At 71.8% G+C, this 15,199-nt stretch carries 16 protein-coding genes and 1 riboswitch; of the genes, 10 read left to right on the top strand and 6 right to left on the bottom strand.

Annotation, left to right across the window (positions count from 1 at the left end):
• Positions 1–97: 97 nt before the first annotated feature.
• The 6 genes from WA640_RS10090 (at position 98) to ribH (ending at position 5,853) form a co-directional block, all read left to right on the top strand.
• Positions 98–1,465 (top strand): glycoside hydrolase family 6 protein, encoded by a 1,368-nt coding sequence (locus WA640_RS10090; RefSeq protein WP_335987497.1) that lies wholly within the window; start codon positions 98–100, stop codon positions 1,463–1,465.
• Positions 1,466–1,541: 76 nt separating this feature from the next.
• Positions 1,542–2,237, top strand: coding sequence for a ribulose-phosphate 3-epimerase (rpe, locus tag WA640_RS10095; RefSeq protein ID WP_335987498.1), 696 nt, complete (start codon positions 1,542–1,544; stop codon positions 2,235–2,237).
• A 7-nt stretch (positions 2,238–2,244) separates the two neighbouring features.
• Positions 2,245–3,234, top strand: a complete 990-nt coding sequence (locus WA640_RS10100; RefSeq protein WP_106364657.1) for a GGDEF domain-containing response regulator — start codon at positions 2,245–2,247, stop codon at positions 3,232–3,234.
• A 79-nt stretch (positions 3,235–3,313) separates the two neighbouring features.
• Positions 3,314–3,455, top strand: a riboswitch (FMN riboswitch).
• An 88-nt stretch (positions 3,456–3,543) separates the two neighbouring features.
• Positions 3,544–4,134, top strand: a complete 591-nt coding sequence (locus tag WA640_RS10105) for a riboflavin synthase (RefSeq protein ID WP_106364658.1) — start codon at positions 3,544–3,546, stop codon at positions 4,132–4,134.
• Entirely contained in the window at positions 4,131–5,381 is a 1,251-nt protein-coding gene (locus WA640_RS10110; RefSeq protein ID WP_335987499.1) for a bifunctional 3,4-dihydroxy-2-butanone-4-phosphate synthase/GTP cyclohydrolase II, read from the top strand. Before WA640_RS10105 ends, WA640_RS10110 begins: the two co-directional genes overlap by 4 nt.
• 1 nt (position 5,382) lies before the next feature.
• Positions 5,383–5,853 carry a 6,7-dimethyl-8-ribityllumazine synthase gene (gene ribH / locus WA640_RS10115; RefSeq protein ID WP_335987501.1) on the top strand — a complete coding sequence of 157 codons (471 nt, stop codon included), beginning with the start codon at positions 5,383–5,385 and terminating at the stop codon, positions 5,851–5,853.
• Here ribH and WA640_RS10120 read toward each other — a convergent pair.
• Both WA640_RS10120 and WA640_RS10125 read right to left on the bottom strand, forming a co-directional pair.
• Complete coding sequence (locus WA640_RS10120) at positions 5,850–7,301, bottom strand: ArnT family glycosyltransferase (protein ID WP_335987503.1); 1,452 nt, start codon at positions 7,299–7,301, stop codon at positions 5,850–5,852. The two genes, ribH and WA640_RS10120, sit on opposite strands and share 4 nt — an antisense overlap.
• A gap of 130 nt (positions 7,302–7,431) precedes the next feature.
• Complete coding sequence (locus WA640_RS10125) at positions 7,432–8,340, bottom strand: NmrA family NAD(P)-binding protein (RefSeq protein WP_335987505.1); 909 nt, start codon at positions 8,338–8,340, stop codon at positions 7,432–7,434.
• 122 nt (positions 8,341–8,462) lie between these two features.
• Here WA640_RS10125 and WA640_RS10130 point away from each other — a divergent pair, with 122 nt between their 5' ends.
• Both WA640_RS10130 and WA640_RS10135 read left to right on the top strand, forming a co-directional pair.
• Positions 8,463–9,203, top strand: coding sequence for a TetR/AcrR family transcriptional regulator (locus WA640_RS10130; RefSeq protein WP_335987507.1), 741 nt, complete (start codon positions 8,463–8,465; stop codon positions 9,201–9,203).
• 71 nt (positions 9,204–9,274) lie between these two features.
• Positions 9,275–10,942, top strand: a complete 1,668-nt coding sequence (locus tag WA640_RS10135; protein ID WP_335987509.1) for a glycoside hydrolase family 2 protein — start codon at positions 9,275–9,277, stop codon at positions 10,940–10,942.
• 49 nt (positions 10,943–10,991) lie between these two features.
• Here the strand turns inward: WA640_RS10135 and WA640_RS10140 are convergent, their stop codons facing one another.
• Positions 10,992–11,696 carry a GH12 family glycosyl hydrolase domain-containing protein gene (locus tag WA640_RS10140; protein ID WP_106364666.1) on the bottom strand — a complete coding sequence of 235 codons (705 nt, stop codon included), beginning with the start codon at positions 11,694–11,696 and terminating at the stop codon, positions 10,992–10,994.
• 215 nt (positions 11,697–11,911) lie between these two features.
• Between WA640_RS10140 and WA640_RS10145 the strand changes: the two genes are divergently transcribed.
• Entirely contained in the window at positions 11,912–12,175 is a 264-nt protein-coding gene (locus tag WA640_RS10145; RefSeq protein WP_125247498.1) for a phosphoribosyl-ATP diphosphatase, read from the top strand.
• Between the two features lie 14 nt (positions 12,176–12,189).
• Positions 12,190–13,035 carry an ATP phosphoribosyltransferase gene (gene hisG / locus WA640_RS10150; RefSeq protein WP_335987513.1) on the top strand — a complete coding sequence of 282 codons (846 nt, stop codon included), beginning with the start codon at positions 12,190–12,192 and terminating at the stop codon, positions 13,033–13,035.
• On the opposite strand, the gene WA640_RS10155 is transcribed toward hisG, so the two are convergent.
• Genes WA640_RS10155 through WA640_RS10165 form a run of 3 tightly spaced genes read right to left on the bottom strand, consistent with a single transcriptional unit; the run spans position 13,036 to position 15,177 of the window.
• On the bottom strand, positions 13,036–14,472 hold the full coding sequence (locus WA640_RS10155; protein WP_335987514.1) for a PH domain-containing protein: 1,437 nt from the start codon (positions 14,470–14,472) through the stop codon (positions 13,036–13,038).
• Complete coding sequence (locus tag WA640_RS10160) at positions 14,469–14,975, bottom strand: PH domain-containing protein (RefSeq protein WP_335987515.1); 507 nt, start codon at positions 14,973–14,975, stop codon at positions 14,469–14,471. The genes WA640_RS10155 and WA640_RS10160 overlap by 4 nt, the downstream gene beginning before the upstream one ends.
• 7 nt (positions 14,976–14,982) lie before the next feature.
• On the bottom strand, positions 14,983–15,177 hold the full coding sequence (locus WA640_RS10165) for a hypothetical protein (protein WP_335987517.1): 195 nt from the start codon (positions 15,175–15,177) through the stop codon (positions 14,983–14,985).
• Between the last annotated feature and the right edge of the window lie 22 nt (positions 15,178–15,199).

Below are 15,199 nucleotides of genomic sequence, written 5' to 3' on the forward strand. Positions count from 1 at the left end.
TGGGGTGACAGAAGTCCGATGATTGGTAGCGCTACCATACATTGACATCAGTGAATGTACTCCGGGCTACCGGCATCTAGACCCCAAGGAGCACCAGATGAACCGACGAAACCGCCTCGCGGCGATCGTCGCGGGAGCGGCCACCGCCGTGGTCGCCGCGCTCAGCGCGGGCTTCCTCCTCAGCCCCAACGCGGGCGCGCAGGACGTCTCCGCACAGGCGCAAGCACTGTGGACGAACCCGAACACGGCGGCGGCCCGCTGGGTCGCCCAGAACCCGAACGACTCGCGCGCCAACATGATCCGCGACCGGATCGCCGAGACCCCCGCGGGCACCTGGTTCACCCAGACCAACCCCACGGGCGGGATCGCCGCCCAGGTCTCGGCCGTCGTCGACGGCGCGGCCGCGGCGGGCGCGGCCCCGATCATGGTCGTCTACAACATCCCCAACCGCGACTGCGGCGGCGCCTCCGGCGGCGGCGCGTCCAGCCACGAGGTCTACCGCGGGTGGATCGACCAGATCGCCGCCCAGATCGACGGCCCCGCGTACATCATCCTCGAACCCGACGTGATCGCGCACGACTGCTACAACTCCACCGAGCGGGCCCAGATCAACGCCTCGCTCTCGTACGCGGCCCAGAAGCTCAACGCCGCCGACCCCGCCGTCAAGGTCTACATCGACGCCGGGAACTCGGCCTGGCTCACGCCCAGCGTCGCGGGCTCGCGCCTCCAGGCCGCGGGCATCCAGAACGCGGACGGCTTCTCGCTCAACGTCTCCAACTACCGCACCACCGAGGAGTCCACCGCCTGGGCCAACCAGGTCCGCGGCATCGTCGGCTCCGGCAAGACCGCCGTGATCGACACCAGCCGCAACGGCAACGGCCCGCTCAACCCGCCGAACCCCAACGACTGGTGCGACCCGCCCGGGCGCGCCATCGGCAAGTTCCCGACCACCGCCACGGGCGTCGCGGGCATCGACGCGTACCTGTGGGTCAAGCTCCCCGGCGAGGCCGACGGCTGCGCGGGCGCCGCGGGCCAGTTCATCCCCGACCTCGCCTACCAGCTCGCGAACAACGCCGGCTCCGGCTGGCCCGGCCAGGTCGAGCCGACCGACCCGATCACCTCCGACGACCCGACCAGCGACGACCCGACCTCGGACGACCCGACCACCGGCGGGCCCTCCGGGGACTGCACCGTCCACATCGACACGGTCTCCTCCTGGAACGGCGGCTGGCAGGGCAAGGTCTCGATGACCGCGGACGAGGCCGTCAACGGCTGGACCGTCTCGTGGACCTGGCCGGGCGGGCAGTCGATCCAGTCGAGCTGGAACGCGCAGGTCACGACCTCGGGCTCCACGGTCACGGCCAAGGACGTCGGCTGGAACGCCGCCGTGGGCGCGGGCCAGACGAAGGAGCTGTTCGGCTTCGTCGCCTCCGGCTCGGCGGCGGACTTCGACGTCTCCTGCTGAGCAGAAAGCTGACCTGAGCCACAGAAGGCACCAGGTGTCCGGCCTGCGTCGCGGTTTCGCGACCTACACTGTCCGTGTGGCACAGTTCCAAGCGGCGCAGGCCGACACCGTCATCGCACCGAGCCTCCTGGCGGCGGACTTCGCCCGCCTCGCGGAGGCGGCCGACGCGGTCGAGGGCGCCGTGGACTGGCTCCACGTGGACGTCATGGACAACCACTTCGTCCCCAACCTCACGCTCGGCCCCCCGATCGTCAAGTCCCTCAAGGCCGCCACCGACATCCCGCTCGACTGCCACCTCATGATCGAGGACCCCGCGCGGTGGGCCGTCGGCTACGCCGAACTGGGCGCCTACAACGTCACCTTCCACGCCGAGGCCAGCGACGACCCCGTCGCGCTCGCGAAGGACTTGCGCGCAGCAGGCGCCAAGGCCGGCCTCGCCATCGACCGCGACACCCCGGTCGAGGACTACCTGGACCTCCTGCCCGAGTTCGACACCCTCCTGATCATGACGATCAAGGCCGGATTCGGCGGCCAGCAGTTCATCCCCGCCATGCTCGACAAAGTCCGCACCGCCCGCGCCCGCGCCGCCTCCGGCCACCTGGAGCTGCGCATCGAAGTCGACGGCGGCATCGCCGACGACACGATCGCGGCCGCCGCCGAGGCCGGGGCCGACGCGTTCGTCGCCGGGACCGCCGTCTACGGCGCGGACGATCCAGCCGCTGCGGCCGGGCGCCTGCGCGCCTGCGCCGACGCGGCGCGCTCCCCCCATTGAGCCGCGCATGGCCCCTTCCACCCCCGACCTGGTCCTGATCGCCGACGCCGACCCCGAGATCGCCGAGTTCCTGGCCTCGCGCCTGCGCGCCGACGGCTTCGACACGGCCCTCGCCCGCGACGGCTACCAGGCGCTCGCCGGGATCGCGCTGCGCCGCCCCGGCATCGTCCTGCTCGAAGCCGACCTGCCGTTCATCGACGGCCTCGCGCTCACCCGCCAGCTCCGCGCCGACCCGGCCACCGCGAGCCTGCCGATCATCCTGCTCGGCGCCCAGCCGTCCTCGGCCGACAAGATCGCCGGGCTCAAGGCCGGGGCCGACGACTACATCGCCAAGCCCTTCGACCCCGCCGAGGTCTCCGCGCGCATCGACTCCGCGATCCGCCGCCACCGCGAGGTCCGCGAGTCCTCCCCGCTCACCGGCATGCCCGGCAACGACCGCATCCTCCGCGAGCTCCAGTCCTGGATCAAGCGCGGCGACCCGTTCGCCTTGTGCTACATCGACATCGACCAGTTCAAAGCGGTCAACGACGTGTACGGGTTCGTGCGCGGCGACGAGTTCATCAAGGGCCTCGCCGAATGCGTCTACTCCGCGGCGGGCGACGCGGGCGCCGCCCCGGTGTTCCTCGGGCACGTCGGCGGCGACGACTTCACGATCCTGTGCGTCCCCGAGCACGTGGAGGCCGTCACCGGCTTCCTCAACGACCACTTCGCGCGCCGCGTCCGCCAGCTGTGCGACCCCGAGGACGCCGAGCGCGGCTACATCGAGCACGCCGACCGCGTCTCGCGCCGCATGACCCGCTCGCGCCTGCCCACCCTCTCCATCGGCGTCGCCCTCTCCACGCAGCGGCGCTTCGCCGACGCCTACGAGGCCGTCGCCGAGGCCACCGCCCTCAAGAGCGTCGCCAAGTCCCACTCCGGGACCTACGTCGCCTACCCCGAGGGCCGCGCCCCCGGCCGCGGCGGGCGCCGCCCCGTGTTCTGGACGAACGAGCACTGACCGGCCTGCCGGCAAGTAGGGTGCGTCACAGTGCGGACCGCCGCGGAATAACTCCGTGGCACAATTCCTTGTAGCAAACGCGCGTCAGCGGGGTCGGTGCAATTCCGAGCCGGCGGTGAGCGGCAACAGCCGCGAGTCCGCGACCCGTCCGCAACCAGCGGACGGTTGACCTGGTGAGAATCCAGGACCGACGGTCAAAGTCCGGATGGGAGCAGACGCAACGCGGGCGGCCATTGGTGGCCCCTGCGAGCTATTCTCTTGCCCCCGCCTGCGCGCCGCAGATTACGCAGCAGGTAGGGAGTTCCCATCGTGTTCACCGGAATCGTCGAAGAACTCGGCGAGGTCGTCAAGGCCAGTGAAGCGTTCCTGGCCGTCCGCGGCCCGCTCGTCACCTCCGACGCCGCCCTCGGCGACTCGATCAGCGTCAACGGCGTCTGCCTCACCGTCGTCCAAGTGGACGGCGACGTCTTCACCGCCGACGTCATGGCCGAGACCTACCGCCGCACCGCGATCGGCGACCTCCGCGAAGGCGACCGCGTCAACCTCGAACGCGCCGCCACCCTCACCACCCGCCTCGGCGGGCACCTCGTGCAGGGCCACGTGGACGGCGTCGCGCACATCGTCAAGCGCACCCCCGCCGCCGAGTGGGAGGAAGTCACCTTCCGCCTCCCGGCCGGACTCGCGAAGTACGTGGTCGAGAAGGGGTCCATCACCGTCGACGGCACCTCCCTCACCGTCGCATGGATCGAGGGCGACGAGTTCAGCGTCGGCCTGATCCCCACCACCCTGGAAGCGACCACCTTGGGCCGCAAGCAGGTCGGCGACCCGGTCCACATCGAGACCGACGTCGTCGCCAAGCACGTCGAGAAGCTGCTGGAAGCCGCTGGAGGCACCCGATGAACGACATCCGCCTGGACACCGTCGACGACGCCATCGCCGCGATCAAGGCCGGCCGGCCCGTGATCGTGGCCGACGACGAGGGCCGCGAGAACGAGGGCGACATCATCTTCGCCGCCGAGGACGCCACCCCCGAGCTCGTCGCGTTCACGATCCGCCACACCGGCGGCTACCTGTGCGTGCCCATGCTCGCCGATCGCGCCGACCTGCTCCAGCTGCCGCCCCAGGCCGCCGAGAACCAGGACCCGCGCGGCACCGCGTACACCGTCACCGTGGACGCCCGCCGCGGCATCTCCACCGGCATCTCCGCGGCCGACCGCGCGCACACCATCGGCACGCTCGCGAACCCGGCCACCGTCGCGGGCGACCTCAACCGCCCCGGTCATGTCGTCCCCCTGCGCGCCAAGGACGGCGGCGTGCTCGTGCGCACCGGCCACACCGAGGCCGCCGTGGACCTGGCCCGCCTCGCGGGCAAGCAGCCCGTCGGGGTCCTCTCCGAGATGATGAACGACGACGGCACCATGATGCGCCTGCCGGACCTGCGCGGGTTCGGCGACGCCCACGGCATCCCCGTCATCACCGTCGCCCAGCTCGTGGAGTGGCGCCAGCGCAACGAGGTCCACGTCAAGCGCCTCGCCGAGGCCCGCCTGCCGCTCGAAGCGGGGGAGTTCACCGCCGTGGGCTACCGGGCCGTGTTCGACGGCAACGAGCACGTCGCACTCGTCAAGGGCGACATCGGGGACGGCGAGGACGTGCTCGTGCGCGTCCACTCCGAGTGCCTCACCGGCGACGCGTTCGGCTCGCTGCGCTGCGACTGCGGCCCGCAGCTCCAGGCCGCGCTGCGCGCGGTCGAGGCCGAGGGCCGCGGCGTCGTGCTCTACATGCGCGGCCACGAGGGCCGGGGCATCGGCCTGGTGCACAAGCTCCAGGCGTACCAGCTCCAGGACCAGGGCCGCGACACCGTGGACGCGAACCTCGAACTCGGCCTGCCCGCCGACGCCCGCGACTGGGGCATCGGCGCGCAGATCCTCGAAGACCTCGGCATCAAGTCGATGCGGCTGCTGACCAACAACCCGGACAAGCGCGCCGGGATCGAGGGCCACGGCCTCAAGGTCGTCGACCGGGTGGCGCTGCCGACGTACGCCACGCCCGACAACCTCGCCTACCTGACCACCAAGCGCGACCGGATGGGGCACCTCCTCGCGGACCTGCCCGTCCTGTCGCCCGTCACCGCAATGGAAGCCGCATAACATGGCCGGACACGGAGCACCCGCAGTCAAGGTCCCCGACGCCGCCGGGCTGACGCTCGGCGTCGTCGCCACGGACTGGAACGCGAGCGTGGTGGAGCAGATGCTCAAGCGCGCGCTCGACGCCGCCGAGGACGCGAAGGTCGCGGAGGTCAAGGTCCTGCACGTCGCGGGCGCCGTCGAGCTCCCGATCGCCGCGCAGGCCCTGGCCCGGAAGTACGACGCCGTGGTCGCCCTCGGCACCGTCATCCGCGGCGGCACCGCCCACTTCGACTACGTCTGCAAGTCGGTCACCGAGGGCCTGACCCGGGTCGCGCTCGACGAGTCGACCCCCGTCGCCCACGGCGTCCTCACCGTCGACAACCAGGAGCAGGCCGTGGCCCGCGCCGGGTTCGCCGACTCCACCGAGGACAAGGGCTACGAGGCGGTCGTGGCCGCACTCGGTGCGGCCCTTGCGATCCGCTCGCTCGACTAGCTGTAGTGCCGGAACTCCGGCCACAGCTCCGACCAGTTCAGGGCCGGACCGCGGCAGACGCCGACGGTCCGGCCCTGCTCCTCGTTCTCGACCCCGACGTGGTTGTCCAGCACGGCCACCGCCGTGCACTCCTCGAAGTAGTCGTCGACGCGTTCCAGCGGCAGGCCCACGGTGACCACGGTCGTCGCCGACTCCGGCGGCGGGCCGTATTCGAAGAGCGCGTTGTGGCCGCTGTAGACCGGGCCCGCCTGCGCGGCGTACCGGTCCAGCGCGCCCGCCTCGCCGTAGTTGGACGTGATGACGACCGTCCGCGCCGCCTCCTCGGGTGACAGGGACATGACGACCGACTCGACCTGGCGGGCATAGGCCCGCCAGCCGATCTGGTCGGGCACCGTCCCGTTCATGGCCGGGATCGGCGTGTCGTCAACGGCCTCAACGGGAATGAGCGGCAGTGCGACCACCGCCGAGACGGCCGCGTTCAGGGCGACCGCTGTGGTGAGGAGCGCCCGTCGCCCTCGCGAGGCCGCCCAGGCGGCGACCGGGACGCACCCAGCCGCGTAGACGGCGGCGAGGAGCCCGATCGGGTAGTAGAACTGCCCGCCGGTGACCAGCACGATCACCAGCAGCACTGGATAGGCGACGGCCAGCGCCCGGACCGGCCGCCACTCGGGCCGCCGGAAGAGCGCCCAGAGCCCCGCGGCCCAGACCGGCACGAGGAAGACTCCGAGCAGCAGGAACTGGAACGGCAGCAGAAGGACGCGGTTCTCCGCGCCGTCCCCGTCGCGGATCGCCGCGGCCATCTCCAGCTGCGGCCAGCCGTTCAGAGCCTGGTAGACGAGGTTCGGCGAGCCGATCACGAGCATGAGCGCGACGCCGATCCAGAGCCACTTCGACCGCAGCCCGTTGGGTGAGCGGACTTCGAGGAGCCCCGCGGCGAGGCCGATGAGCAGCAGGACGATCAGGTGCTTGTTGTACAAGCCGATCCCGGCGGTCGCGCCGGCCGCGAGCCACCAGCGCGGATCGCGGGTGAGGGCACGGATCGCGAACAGCAGCACCGCGACCCACACGAGGAGGTCCACGGTCGCGGTCGACAGCAGATGCCCGAACCCGAGCGCGACCCCGGCGAAGGCGAGCCCCCAGACGCAGAGCGCCTGCGCGGCCTTCCCGCCGCCGAGCTCGCGGGTGATGAGGGCGGCGAGCCACAGCACGCCGACCATGCACAGGATCGACGGGAACCGGAGTGCCCAGACGGTGTTCCCGAGGGCCGCGATCGACAGGTGGCCGAGCAGGGGCGTCAGCGGCCCCTGGTCGGCATAGCCCCAGGCGGGCTTGAGCATCAGGAAGTACAGCTCGTCGCGGTGGTAGTCGTACCGGCCGTTGGTGATCGCGAGGACGGCGGCGAGCGCGAGGCTCGCCAAGGCCGGGTGGAGCTTGAAGAGAGGACGCATGGCGGCCTTTCGGGGAGAGGGGGTCCCGGACCGAGCGTACCGTGCGGACTCCCCACCGGCCCTTCGGCATCGGCTGCGCCGGAGAGGTGCGCGGGCCGACCTGCACTGCGCCGGCCCGGCGCATCCGGGGCTAGGCCGCGTCGATCCGTGCGAAATACGCGTCGACGAGGGGCTTGCCGACGCCGGTCATCCACTGCTCGAAGGTCAGCAGGCCGGGGTGGATCGCTTTGAGGGCCGGGATGTCGACCTCGATCCGGTGCTCGTTGATGAGCCCCAGGGTCTTCGCGGTCGACGGGCTCTGCTCGGCCACCGCGGTGGCGTCGATCGGCACGTACGGCACTTCGCGGCCGGTGACCCGGGAGATGATCGCGACCTTCTCCAGCTGCGTGATGTCGTCCCCGGCGAGCTCGTACGCCTTCCCGGCGTGCGTCTCGGGGTCGGCGAAGGCGATCGCGGCGAAGGCCGCGATGTCGTCGGCGGCGATGTGCGGCTCGTAGGTGTCGGCGTGGAGGAGCGAGACCAGGGCGCCGTCCTGGAGCTCCCGGAAGGAGTCGAAGGTGTTCTCCATGAACGAGGTCGGCCGCAGGATCGTGTACGGCAGCCCGCTTTCCCTGACCGCGGCCTCCGCCTCGGCCTTGCGCTGGAGCATGTCCATGTGGGGCTCCAGCGGCCCGCCCACGCCGACCGAGGAGGAGTGGACGAGGAACGCCGCCCCCGCCGCTTTCGCGGCCGCGGCGAGGTTCGCCGCCGAGCGCGCCTCGTGCCCGAGGTCGTGGCCGTAGGGCCCGCCCTCGTAGGCGCCCGCGTGGACGCTGAAGGCGCCCCAGGCGCCCTCGGCCGCCGCGGCGAGCGAGGCCGGGTCGTCCAGGTCGCCGCGCGCGACCTCCGCTCCGGCCTCCTTGAGCGCCTTCGCCTTGGCGCTCGCCGGGTCCCGGGTGAGGGCCCGGACGCCCCAGCCGTCGGCGAGGAGCCGGGCGGCGACGGCCCCGCCTTGACGGCCGGTCGCGCCGGTCACGAGAATGGTCCTGTTCGCAGGCATACTGCGGTCCTTTCCGTTCCTGGAGTCGCCGACTAGTATCGGAGGCGGCGACCCGGTTACTGAAACGGAACAGTACACCCGTTTATCGGCGGGCGCGAGAGGGGGCACCGTTGCAGACGGCAGTGAAGCGAGTCGAACGCGCTGACGCGCAGCGCAACCGGCGGAAGGTCCTGGAGACCGCCGACCGGCTCTTCGGCGAGCGCGGCACCGCGGTCTCCCTCGGGGAGATCGCCGCCGCCGCGGGCGTCGGCGCGGGCACCGTCTACCGGCACTTCCCCACGAAGGACGCCCTGCTCGCGACGGTCCTGGACCACCGCCTGTCGCAGATCGCCGAGTACGGCGAACGGGCGCTCGGCGAGCGCGACCCCGACGCCGCGTTCTTCGGCTACCTGCGGTTCGTCACCGGCCGGGCCCTGGAGAACCGCGCCATCTGCGAGGCCCTGACCGCCCGCGGCGACTGGATCGAGCCCGAGAAGGCCGGCGGCCGCTGCGTCATCGACAATCCGCTGGCCCAGCTCCTGCGGCGGGCCCAGCAGGCGGGCGCCGTCCGGTCCGACCTCGACCCGGGCGACGTGCGCGCCCTCATGTCGGGCTGCACCGGCATCGCCGGGTCCGCCTCCTCCCGCGAGCAGGCCCAGCGGCTCGCCGAGATCGTCTGGGACGGCCTCCGCCCGCAACGAAACCCCGAAACGAGTAACGAAACTCCGGCCTCGGTCGAGACTCGTAACGAAACCGCCGTAACGGAAGGCGCCTGCCCGGTCTGCGGCACCCCCGTCGCCCATGCCGGAACCGGCCGCCCCGCCAAGTACTGCTCCCCGGCCTGCCGCCAGAAGGCCTTCCGCGACAAGCGGAAAGGGGCCTAGTCAGGCCCCTGGCAACCGGTTGGCAAACGCTCGCCTAGGATCGTGCGGAGCCGACCGCGAAGGAGGCCGCCATGGCCCGCCGATTCCCCCCGCACGTCCTCCGACCCGTGACCGACCTCGACGGCGTCTGGGACTTCGCCTACCTCGGCGACGTCGAGCCCGACGACGTCGACCCCGCGACCCTCGTCTTCGACGACGTCATGGCCGTCCCCGGCTGCTTCGACGCCACCCCCGCCTACGCCGGCCGCCGCGGCCTCGCCGCCTACCGCACCCGCGTCGCCGCGCAGCCGGGCCTCCAGCGCCTCGTCTTCGAAGGCGTGCAGCACTGGTGCCGCGTCCTGTGGAACGGCGAGCCGATCCGCGACCACGCGGGCGGCTTCACGCGCTTCACCGCAGAGACCCGCTCCGACGGCGGCGAAGCGGAAGTGATCGTCCTGGTGGACAACCGCTTCGGCGAGCGCTCGCCGCTGCACATGGAGCACTTCGACTGGTACCACTTCGGCGGCATCAGCCGCTCCGTGGCCCTCCACCGCCTCGGCTCGGTCCGCATCGACGCGCTCGCGATCGACACGCGCTCCGTCGAAGACCGCCGCGTCGAGGTCCGCATCGACTACACCGCCGACGCCCCGGCCACCGTGCCGCTCGCGCTCTCCTGCGACGGCCGCGCGCTCCTCGCCGAGGACGTCGACCTCGACACCGCCGGGACCCTCGTCCGCACCGTCGAGATCCCCTGGGCCGCACCGTGGACCACCGCCGAGCCGAACCTCTCGGTCCTCGCCGCCGAACTCGGCGGCGACGACCTCCGCGAGCGCTTCGGCCTGCGCCGCATCGCGGTCGAGGACGCGCGCCTCACCCTCAACGGCGAGCCGCTGACCCTCCTCGGCGTCAACCGCCACGAGCTCCACCCGCAGTTCGGCCACGCCCAGCCCGCCGGGCTGCTCATCGCCGACGTGCAGCAGCTCAAGGACCTCGGCGCGAACTTCGTGCGCGGCAGCCACTACCCGCTCGACCCGCTGTTCCTCGATCTGTGCGACGAGGCGGGCCTGCTCGTGTGGGAGGAGTCGATCGGCTGGCAGTACCCCGTCGAGCACCTCACCGACCCGGCGTTCGTCGAGGCGCAGCTCGCGCACATCGCCGAGATGGTGGCCGCCGCGCGCAACCACCCCTCGGTGATCCTGTGGGGCGTCCTCAATGAGTGCCCGAGCTGGTCGGAGGCCGGATACCCGGTCTACGAGCGGCTGCTGGGCCGCCTGCGCGAGCTCGACGCGACCCGTCCGGTCACGTACGCGAGCCTGAACGCACACGACGACAAGTGCTTCGACCTCGTCGACGTCGTCAGCGCCAACACCTACCCGGGCTGGTACTGGGGCGACGTGCCGGGCATCCCGGCCGAACTCGACCGCATCGCCGCGCACGTGGACGCCCTGGGGCACAAGGACAAGCCGCTCATCATCTCCGAGATCGGCGCGGGCGCGGTGCCCGGCTGGAACGACGCCAACCGCTCACTGTGGACCGAGGACTACCAGACCGACCTGCTCACCACCGTCGTGGACCACGTGATCGGCCACGACCGCATCTCCGGCCTCGCCATCTGGGTCTTCGGCGACTTCCGCACCACCGAGCACCGCGACATGCTCCTCAAGCGCCCCCGCGGCGTCAACGACAAGGGCGTCGTGGACGAGTACCGCCGCCCGAAGCAGTCCTACAAGGCCGTGCGCGAACGCTTCCGCAAGCTCTGAGCCGCAACGTGAAAGGGGCCTCCCGCCGCTCGGCGGGAGGCCCCTTCGCTCACGTGCTGAGCGAGTAGCTGTTGACCCGGAAGTCCTTGCCGCCCGAGGACGAGGTGATCTCCCAGCCGAGCTGGATCTGGTCGATCCTGACGTTCGGCATGCGCCCGGTGTTCACCAGCCACTGGCAGATCGCGGTGATGTTCACCGACCCGCTGGTGAACTGGCTGTCCGCCAGGAAGCTGTACACGGGGTTCGACCCGTTGGAGCCCTGGTGGTAGCGCCAGTTGCGGCCGCCGAGGTTGACCGTGGTCTGCTGGCCGCCGATCGGCCCGACCGGGCCGTACCACTGCGTCCAGATCATGATCTCGTGCGCGTGGCCGTTGCCCCACACGTCGTACGTCGTGTTGTAGGCCAGGCCCGACCCGGTGGGCACCGTGACGTTGAAGTTGCTGGAGACGTTCCCCATGCTGGAGACGGTGCGCCCCAGCGTGTACGACACGTTCGGGTAGGACTTGATGCCGCCGGTGTTCGGGTGGTTCGCCCACACGCCCCAGTTGCTATAGGAGTTCGCCCAGATCGACTGCGGCCCGTAGCCGGAGCCCCAGACGTTGTTGTAGAGCGTGTAGGCCCCGTTCTGCCAGGTGCCCCAGCGGTCCGAGGAGGACCAGGTGGCGGCCTGCGCCGGGGATTGGAGGGCGCCGACGGCGCCGGCGGTGGCCAGGGGAGCGGCCATCGCGGCGGTGAGGAGCGATCTGCGTCGCATGGGCGGAGCGCCTTTCTCGTGAAGCACGGTTCCAGTCGCGACATTCATTCGACGAATGTCGATGTTTAAATTAGATCATACGACCAAATTAATGTCTAGGCCCGAATCCTCCGGATCTGCCCCCGCCGTGATCTCGGTCTCGGGCGTCCCGCACTCCGGTCGCCGCGCCGCGTCGGCGGCGGTCCGCGCCGCCGCGGCGCGTAGCATTCACGGATGTGAAGACCTTCGAGCAGCTCTACGCCGAACTTTCCGAGAAAGCAGTCACCCGACCCGAGGGCTCCGGCACCGTCGCCGCCCTCGACGCCGGCGTCCATGCCATCGGCAAGAAGATCGTCGAAGAGGCGGCCGAGGTCTGGATGGCCGCCGAGTACGAGTCGGACGAGGCCGCGGCCGAGGAGATCTCCCAGCTCCTCTACCACCTCCAGGTGATGATGGTCGCCCGCGGCATCAGCGTCGAAGACGTCTACCGGTACCTCTAGAAAGGCCCATCCGCATGCTCCGCATCGCCGTGCCCAACAAGGGCGCGCTCTCACAGGGCGCCACCGACATGCTCGCCGAGGCCGGCTACCGGCAGCGCCGCTCCAGCCGCGACCTCCAGTCCGTCGACGCCGACAACGGCGTCGAGTTCTTCTACCTGCGCCCCGGCGACATCGCCACGTACGTCGCCTCCGGCGACCTCGACCTGGGCATCACCGGACGCGACCTCGCCGTCAACTCCGGCGCCGAGGTCGAAGAGGTCCTCGCGCTCGGCTTCGGCCGCTCCACGTTCCGCTACGCGGGCCGCCCCGGCGTCATCGACTCCGTCGCCGGGCTCGACGGAAAGCGCATCGCGACCTCCTACCCGGGCGTCGTCCAGCGCGACCTGGACGCCCACGGCGTCAAGACTGCCATCGTCGAGCTCGCGGGCGCCGTGGAGAACGCGATCGCCCTCGGCGTCGCCGACGCCATCGCCGACGTCGTCGAGACCGGCACGACCCTCAAGCAGGCCGGGCTCGCCGTCTTCGGCGACCCGATCATGCACTCCGAGGCCGTGCTCGTCCGAAAGAGCGGCAACGGCGCCGGCGCGGCCGTCGAGCAGCTCCTGCGGCGCCTGCGCGGCGTCCTCGTCGCCCGCTCGTACGTGATGCTCGCCTACGACGTGCGCGCCGAGCTCCTCGAAGCCGCGGTTGAGCTGACCCCGGGCATCGAGTCGCCGACGGTCTCGCCGCTGCATCGGGAAGGGTGGGTCGCCGTCCAGTCGATGACCGAGCGCGCCGACCTGCACCGCGTCATGGACGCCCTCTATGAGCTGGGCGCCCGCGGCATCCTCGCCTCGAACATCGACGCCTGCCGACTCTGATCACGACAGCCGCGGCCGCTCCAGTGCGGCCGCGGCGTCCGCGCGGTCCCGCAGCTCGGCGGCCATCGCGACCGCCTCGCGCGCGTCCCGGTTGACGGCCACGGCGTCGTGCCCGAGCCCGCCCGCGGCCATCGCCCGCACCGTCGCCAGGCCCTGCATCCGCTGAACGCGTCCCTGCGTCACCTTCACCGACTGGATCCGCGCGTACGGCAGCGCCACATGCGTGTTCACCCACAGGCCGTGGCGCACCACGAACGCCCGCTCGGTGAGCGCCGCACCGGTCCGCTTCCACCGCAACGGCATCCGCCACCGCGCCCGCCGCGGCGGCAGCGCCGTCGCGAACACGCTCGGCAGGTCCGGGACCGCCGCCGCGGCCACCGCGGCGACCTCGCCGGGCGCGCCCACCGGCAGCGCCGTCGTCGACCGCACCGCGGTCGCGCTCTGCTGCGCCACCGCGGCCGTCCACACCTCCACGCGCTTCCACTGCCGCGAGCGCCACAGGACCGGTTCCGCGAAGCTCACGCCCGTCACCCGGTCCACCGGGACGGTCTCGTGGCTCGTGTCCGTCAATCCCCGCTGGATGAGCAGGTTCGTGCCGTCCCGCGCGATCCGGAACCGCCCGTTGCGCAGGAACCGGTTCACCGCCGCGATCGTGCTCTGGACGTAGCCCACCAGCGCCGGGGCCAGGAACCCCACCCACACGACCGTGGCGACGCGCGTGAACCCGAAGATCGACCCGGCCACCGCGAACGCCGTCCCGAACACCGCCAGGAACGTGATCTGCACCGGCAGCGCCTCCAGGAACGAGGCCAGCGCGAGGCGCCGCACCGTCAGCTGCGGCACCAGCAGCCCCGCGTCCCGGTCCGGCACCGCCTCCGGCGCCTCCTCGTCCTCGGCGGGCTCGGCGACCGGCGCGGCCGGGCGGCCCGCTATCGCCAGCAGCTCAGCGCGCAGCGCCAGGGCCCGGTCGGCCTTCAGGTACGCCAGCCGCGCGTCCGTGCCGTCGCCCCCGGCGACCTCGATGTTCAACTGCGCCAGGCCGAACAGCCGGGCCCGGATCGGCCGCACCAGGTCCACGGACTGGAGCCGCTCCAGCGGGACCGTGCGGTGGCTGCGCGTGAACACGCCGCCGTAGATGTGCAGCTCGCGGCCCCAGATGACGAAGCCGCGGTACTGGAGCGCGATGAGGCTCGCGATCCCGCCGATCACGGCCGCCGCGAGCGCGATGTAGATCGCGAACAGGAAGTTCCGCGACGTGAACGCCTGGATGCCAGCGGCCGCGGCCGCCGCGGTCAGGAACCGGAAGCTCTCCAGCAGCGGCGTGAGCGGGTGCAGGCGCTGGCGCTGGACGCCCTCCGGCGGGGCGCTCGGCGCCGCGACGGGCGCCTCGGGCCCGAGCGGCGCCGCCGCCAGCGGGGGAGCGGGCTCGTCGCTCACAGGCCCTCCCGGACCTCGGCGGCCCGGAGGGCGAGCCGGTCGCGCAGCGCGGAGGCGACCGCCGGTTCGAGGCCCGGCACTTCGGACGTGGAGCCGAGGGCCGCGGTGCGGACCTGGACCGTGGTCAGGCCGAACATGCGCTCGATGGGCCCCGCGGAGAGGTCGATGAGCTGGATGCGGCCGTAGGGGACGATGTTCAGCCGGCGCGTCAGGAGCCCGTGGCGCACCAGCAGGTCCTCCTCGCGCTCGGCGTAGCCCCAGGTCGCGACGGTGCGGGCCACGGCCCAGGCCCGCAGCCCCGCGAGCACGACGTACCCGCAGAGGGCCCACAGGACGCCGCGCCAGCCGAGCCAGATGCCCAGCGGCACGGCCGCCACGACGGCGAGGAGGAACAGGTTCAGCAGGCTCCGCAGCACCCACACGGTGCGCAGCTTCGGCGACATCGGCTGCCAGGTGACCTCGCCGGGCCACAGATCCCACACCGGGACCGTCTTCGCGCTCATGCCTTGATCATTCCACTCGCCGCGTCTCGCACGGGAATCCGCGCGCAGTGAGGAAGTCGCGCAGCACCGGCAGGTGCTCCTCGCACGCGGCCCAGCGCTTGACGCGCTCGGCGCCGTGGATGCGCGGGTTGCGCCACAGCAGCATCCACGCGGCCTCGGCGCGGCAGCCGCGGGAGGAGCACACAGGGTTCTCGTCGGACACAGTGCGATTGTGCGTCATGCGC

The sequence above is a fragment of the Glycomyces sp. MUSA5-2 genome (assembly GCF_037034145.1).
GTDB classification, from domain to species: Bacteria; Actinomycetota; Actinomycetes; order Mycobacteriales; family Micromonosporaceae; genus Glycomyces; species Glycomyces artemisiae.

Excerpts from the sequence above, each read along its gene's own strand:
- WA640_RS10135 (WP_335987509.1), top strand. The coding sequence starts at position 9,275 with ATGGCCCGCCGATTCCCCCCGCACGTCCTCCGACCCGTGACCGACCTC.
- WA640_RS10125 (WP_335987505.1), bottom strand. The coding sequence starts at position 8,340 with ATGCCTGCGAACAGGACCATTCTCGTGACCGGCGCGACCGGCCGTCAA.
- ribH (WP_335987501.1), top strand. The coding sequence starts at position 5,383 with ATGGCCGGACACGGAGCACCCGCAGTCAAGGTCCCCGACGCCGCCGGG.
- WA640_RS10100 (WP_106364657.1), top strand. The coding sequence starts at position 2,245 with ATGGCCCCTTCCACCCCCGACCTGGTCCTGATCGCCGACGCCGACCCC.
- WA640_RS10120 (WP_335987503.1), bottom strand. The coding sequence starts at position 7,301 with ATGCGTCCTCTCTTCAAGCTCCACCCGGCCTTGGCGAGCCTCGCGCTC.
- WA640_RS10090 (WP_335987497.1), top strand. The coding sequence starts at position 98 with ATGAACCGACGAAACCGCCTCGCGGCGATCGTCGCGGGAGCGGCCACC.
- WA640_RS10110 (WP_335987499.1), top strand. The coding sequence starts at position 4,131 with ATGAACGACATCCGCCTGGACACCGTCGACGACGCCATCGCCGCGATC.
- hisG (WP_335987513.1), top strand. The coding sequence starts at position 12,190 with ATGCTCCGCATCGCCGTGCCCAACAAGGGCGCGCTCTCACAGGGCGCC.
- WA640_RS10140 (WP_106364666.1), bottom strand. The coding sequence starts at position 11,696 with ATGCGACGCAGATCGCTCCTCACCGCCGCGATGGCCGCTCCCCTGGCC.
- WA640_RS10160 (WP_335987515.1), bottom strand. The coding sequence starts at position 14,975 with ATGAGCGCGAAGACGGTCCCGGTGTGGGATCTGTGGCCCGGCGAGGTC.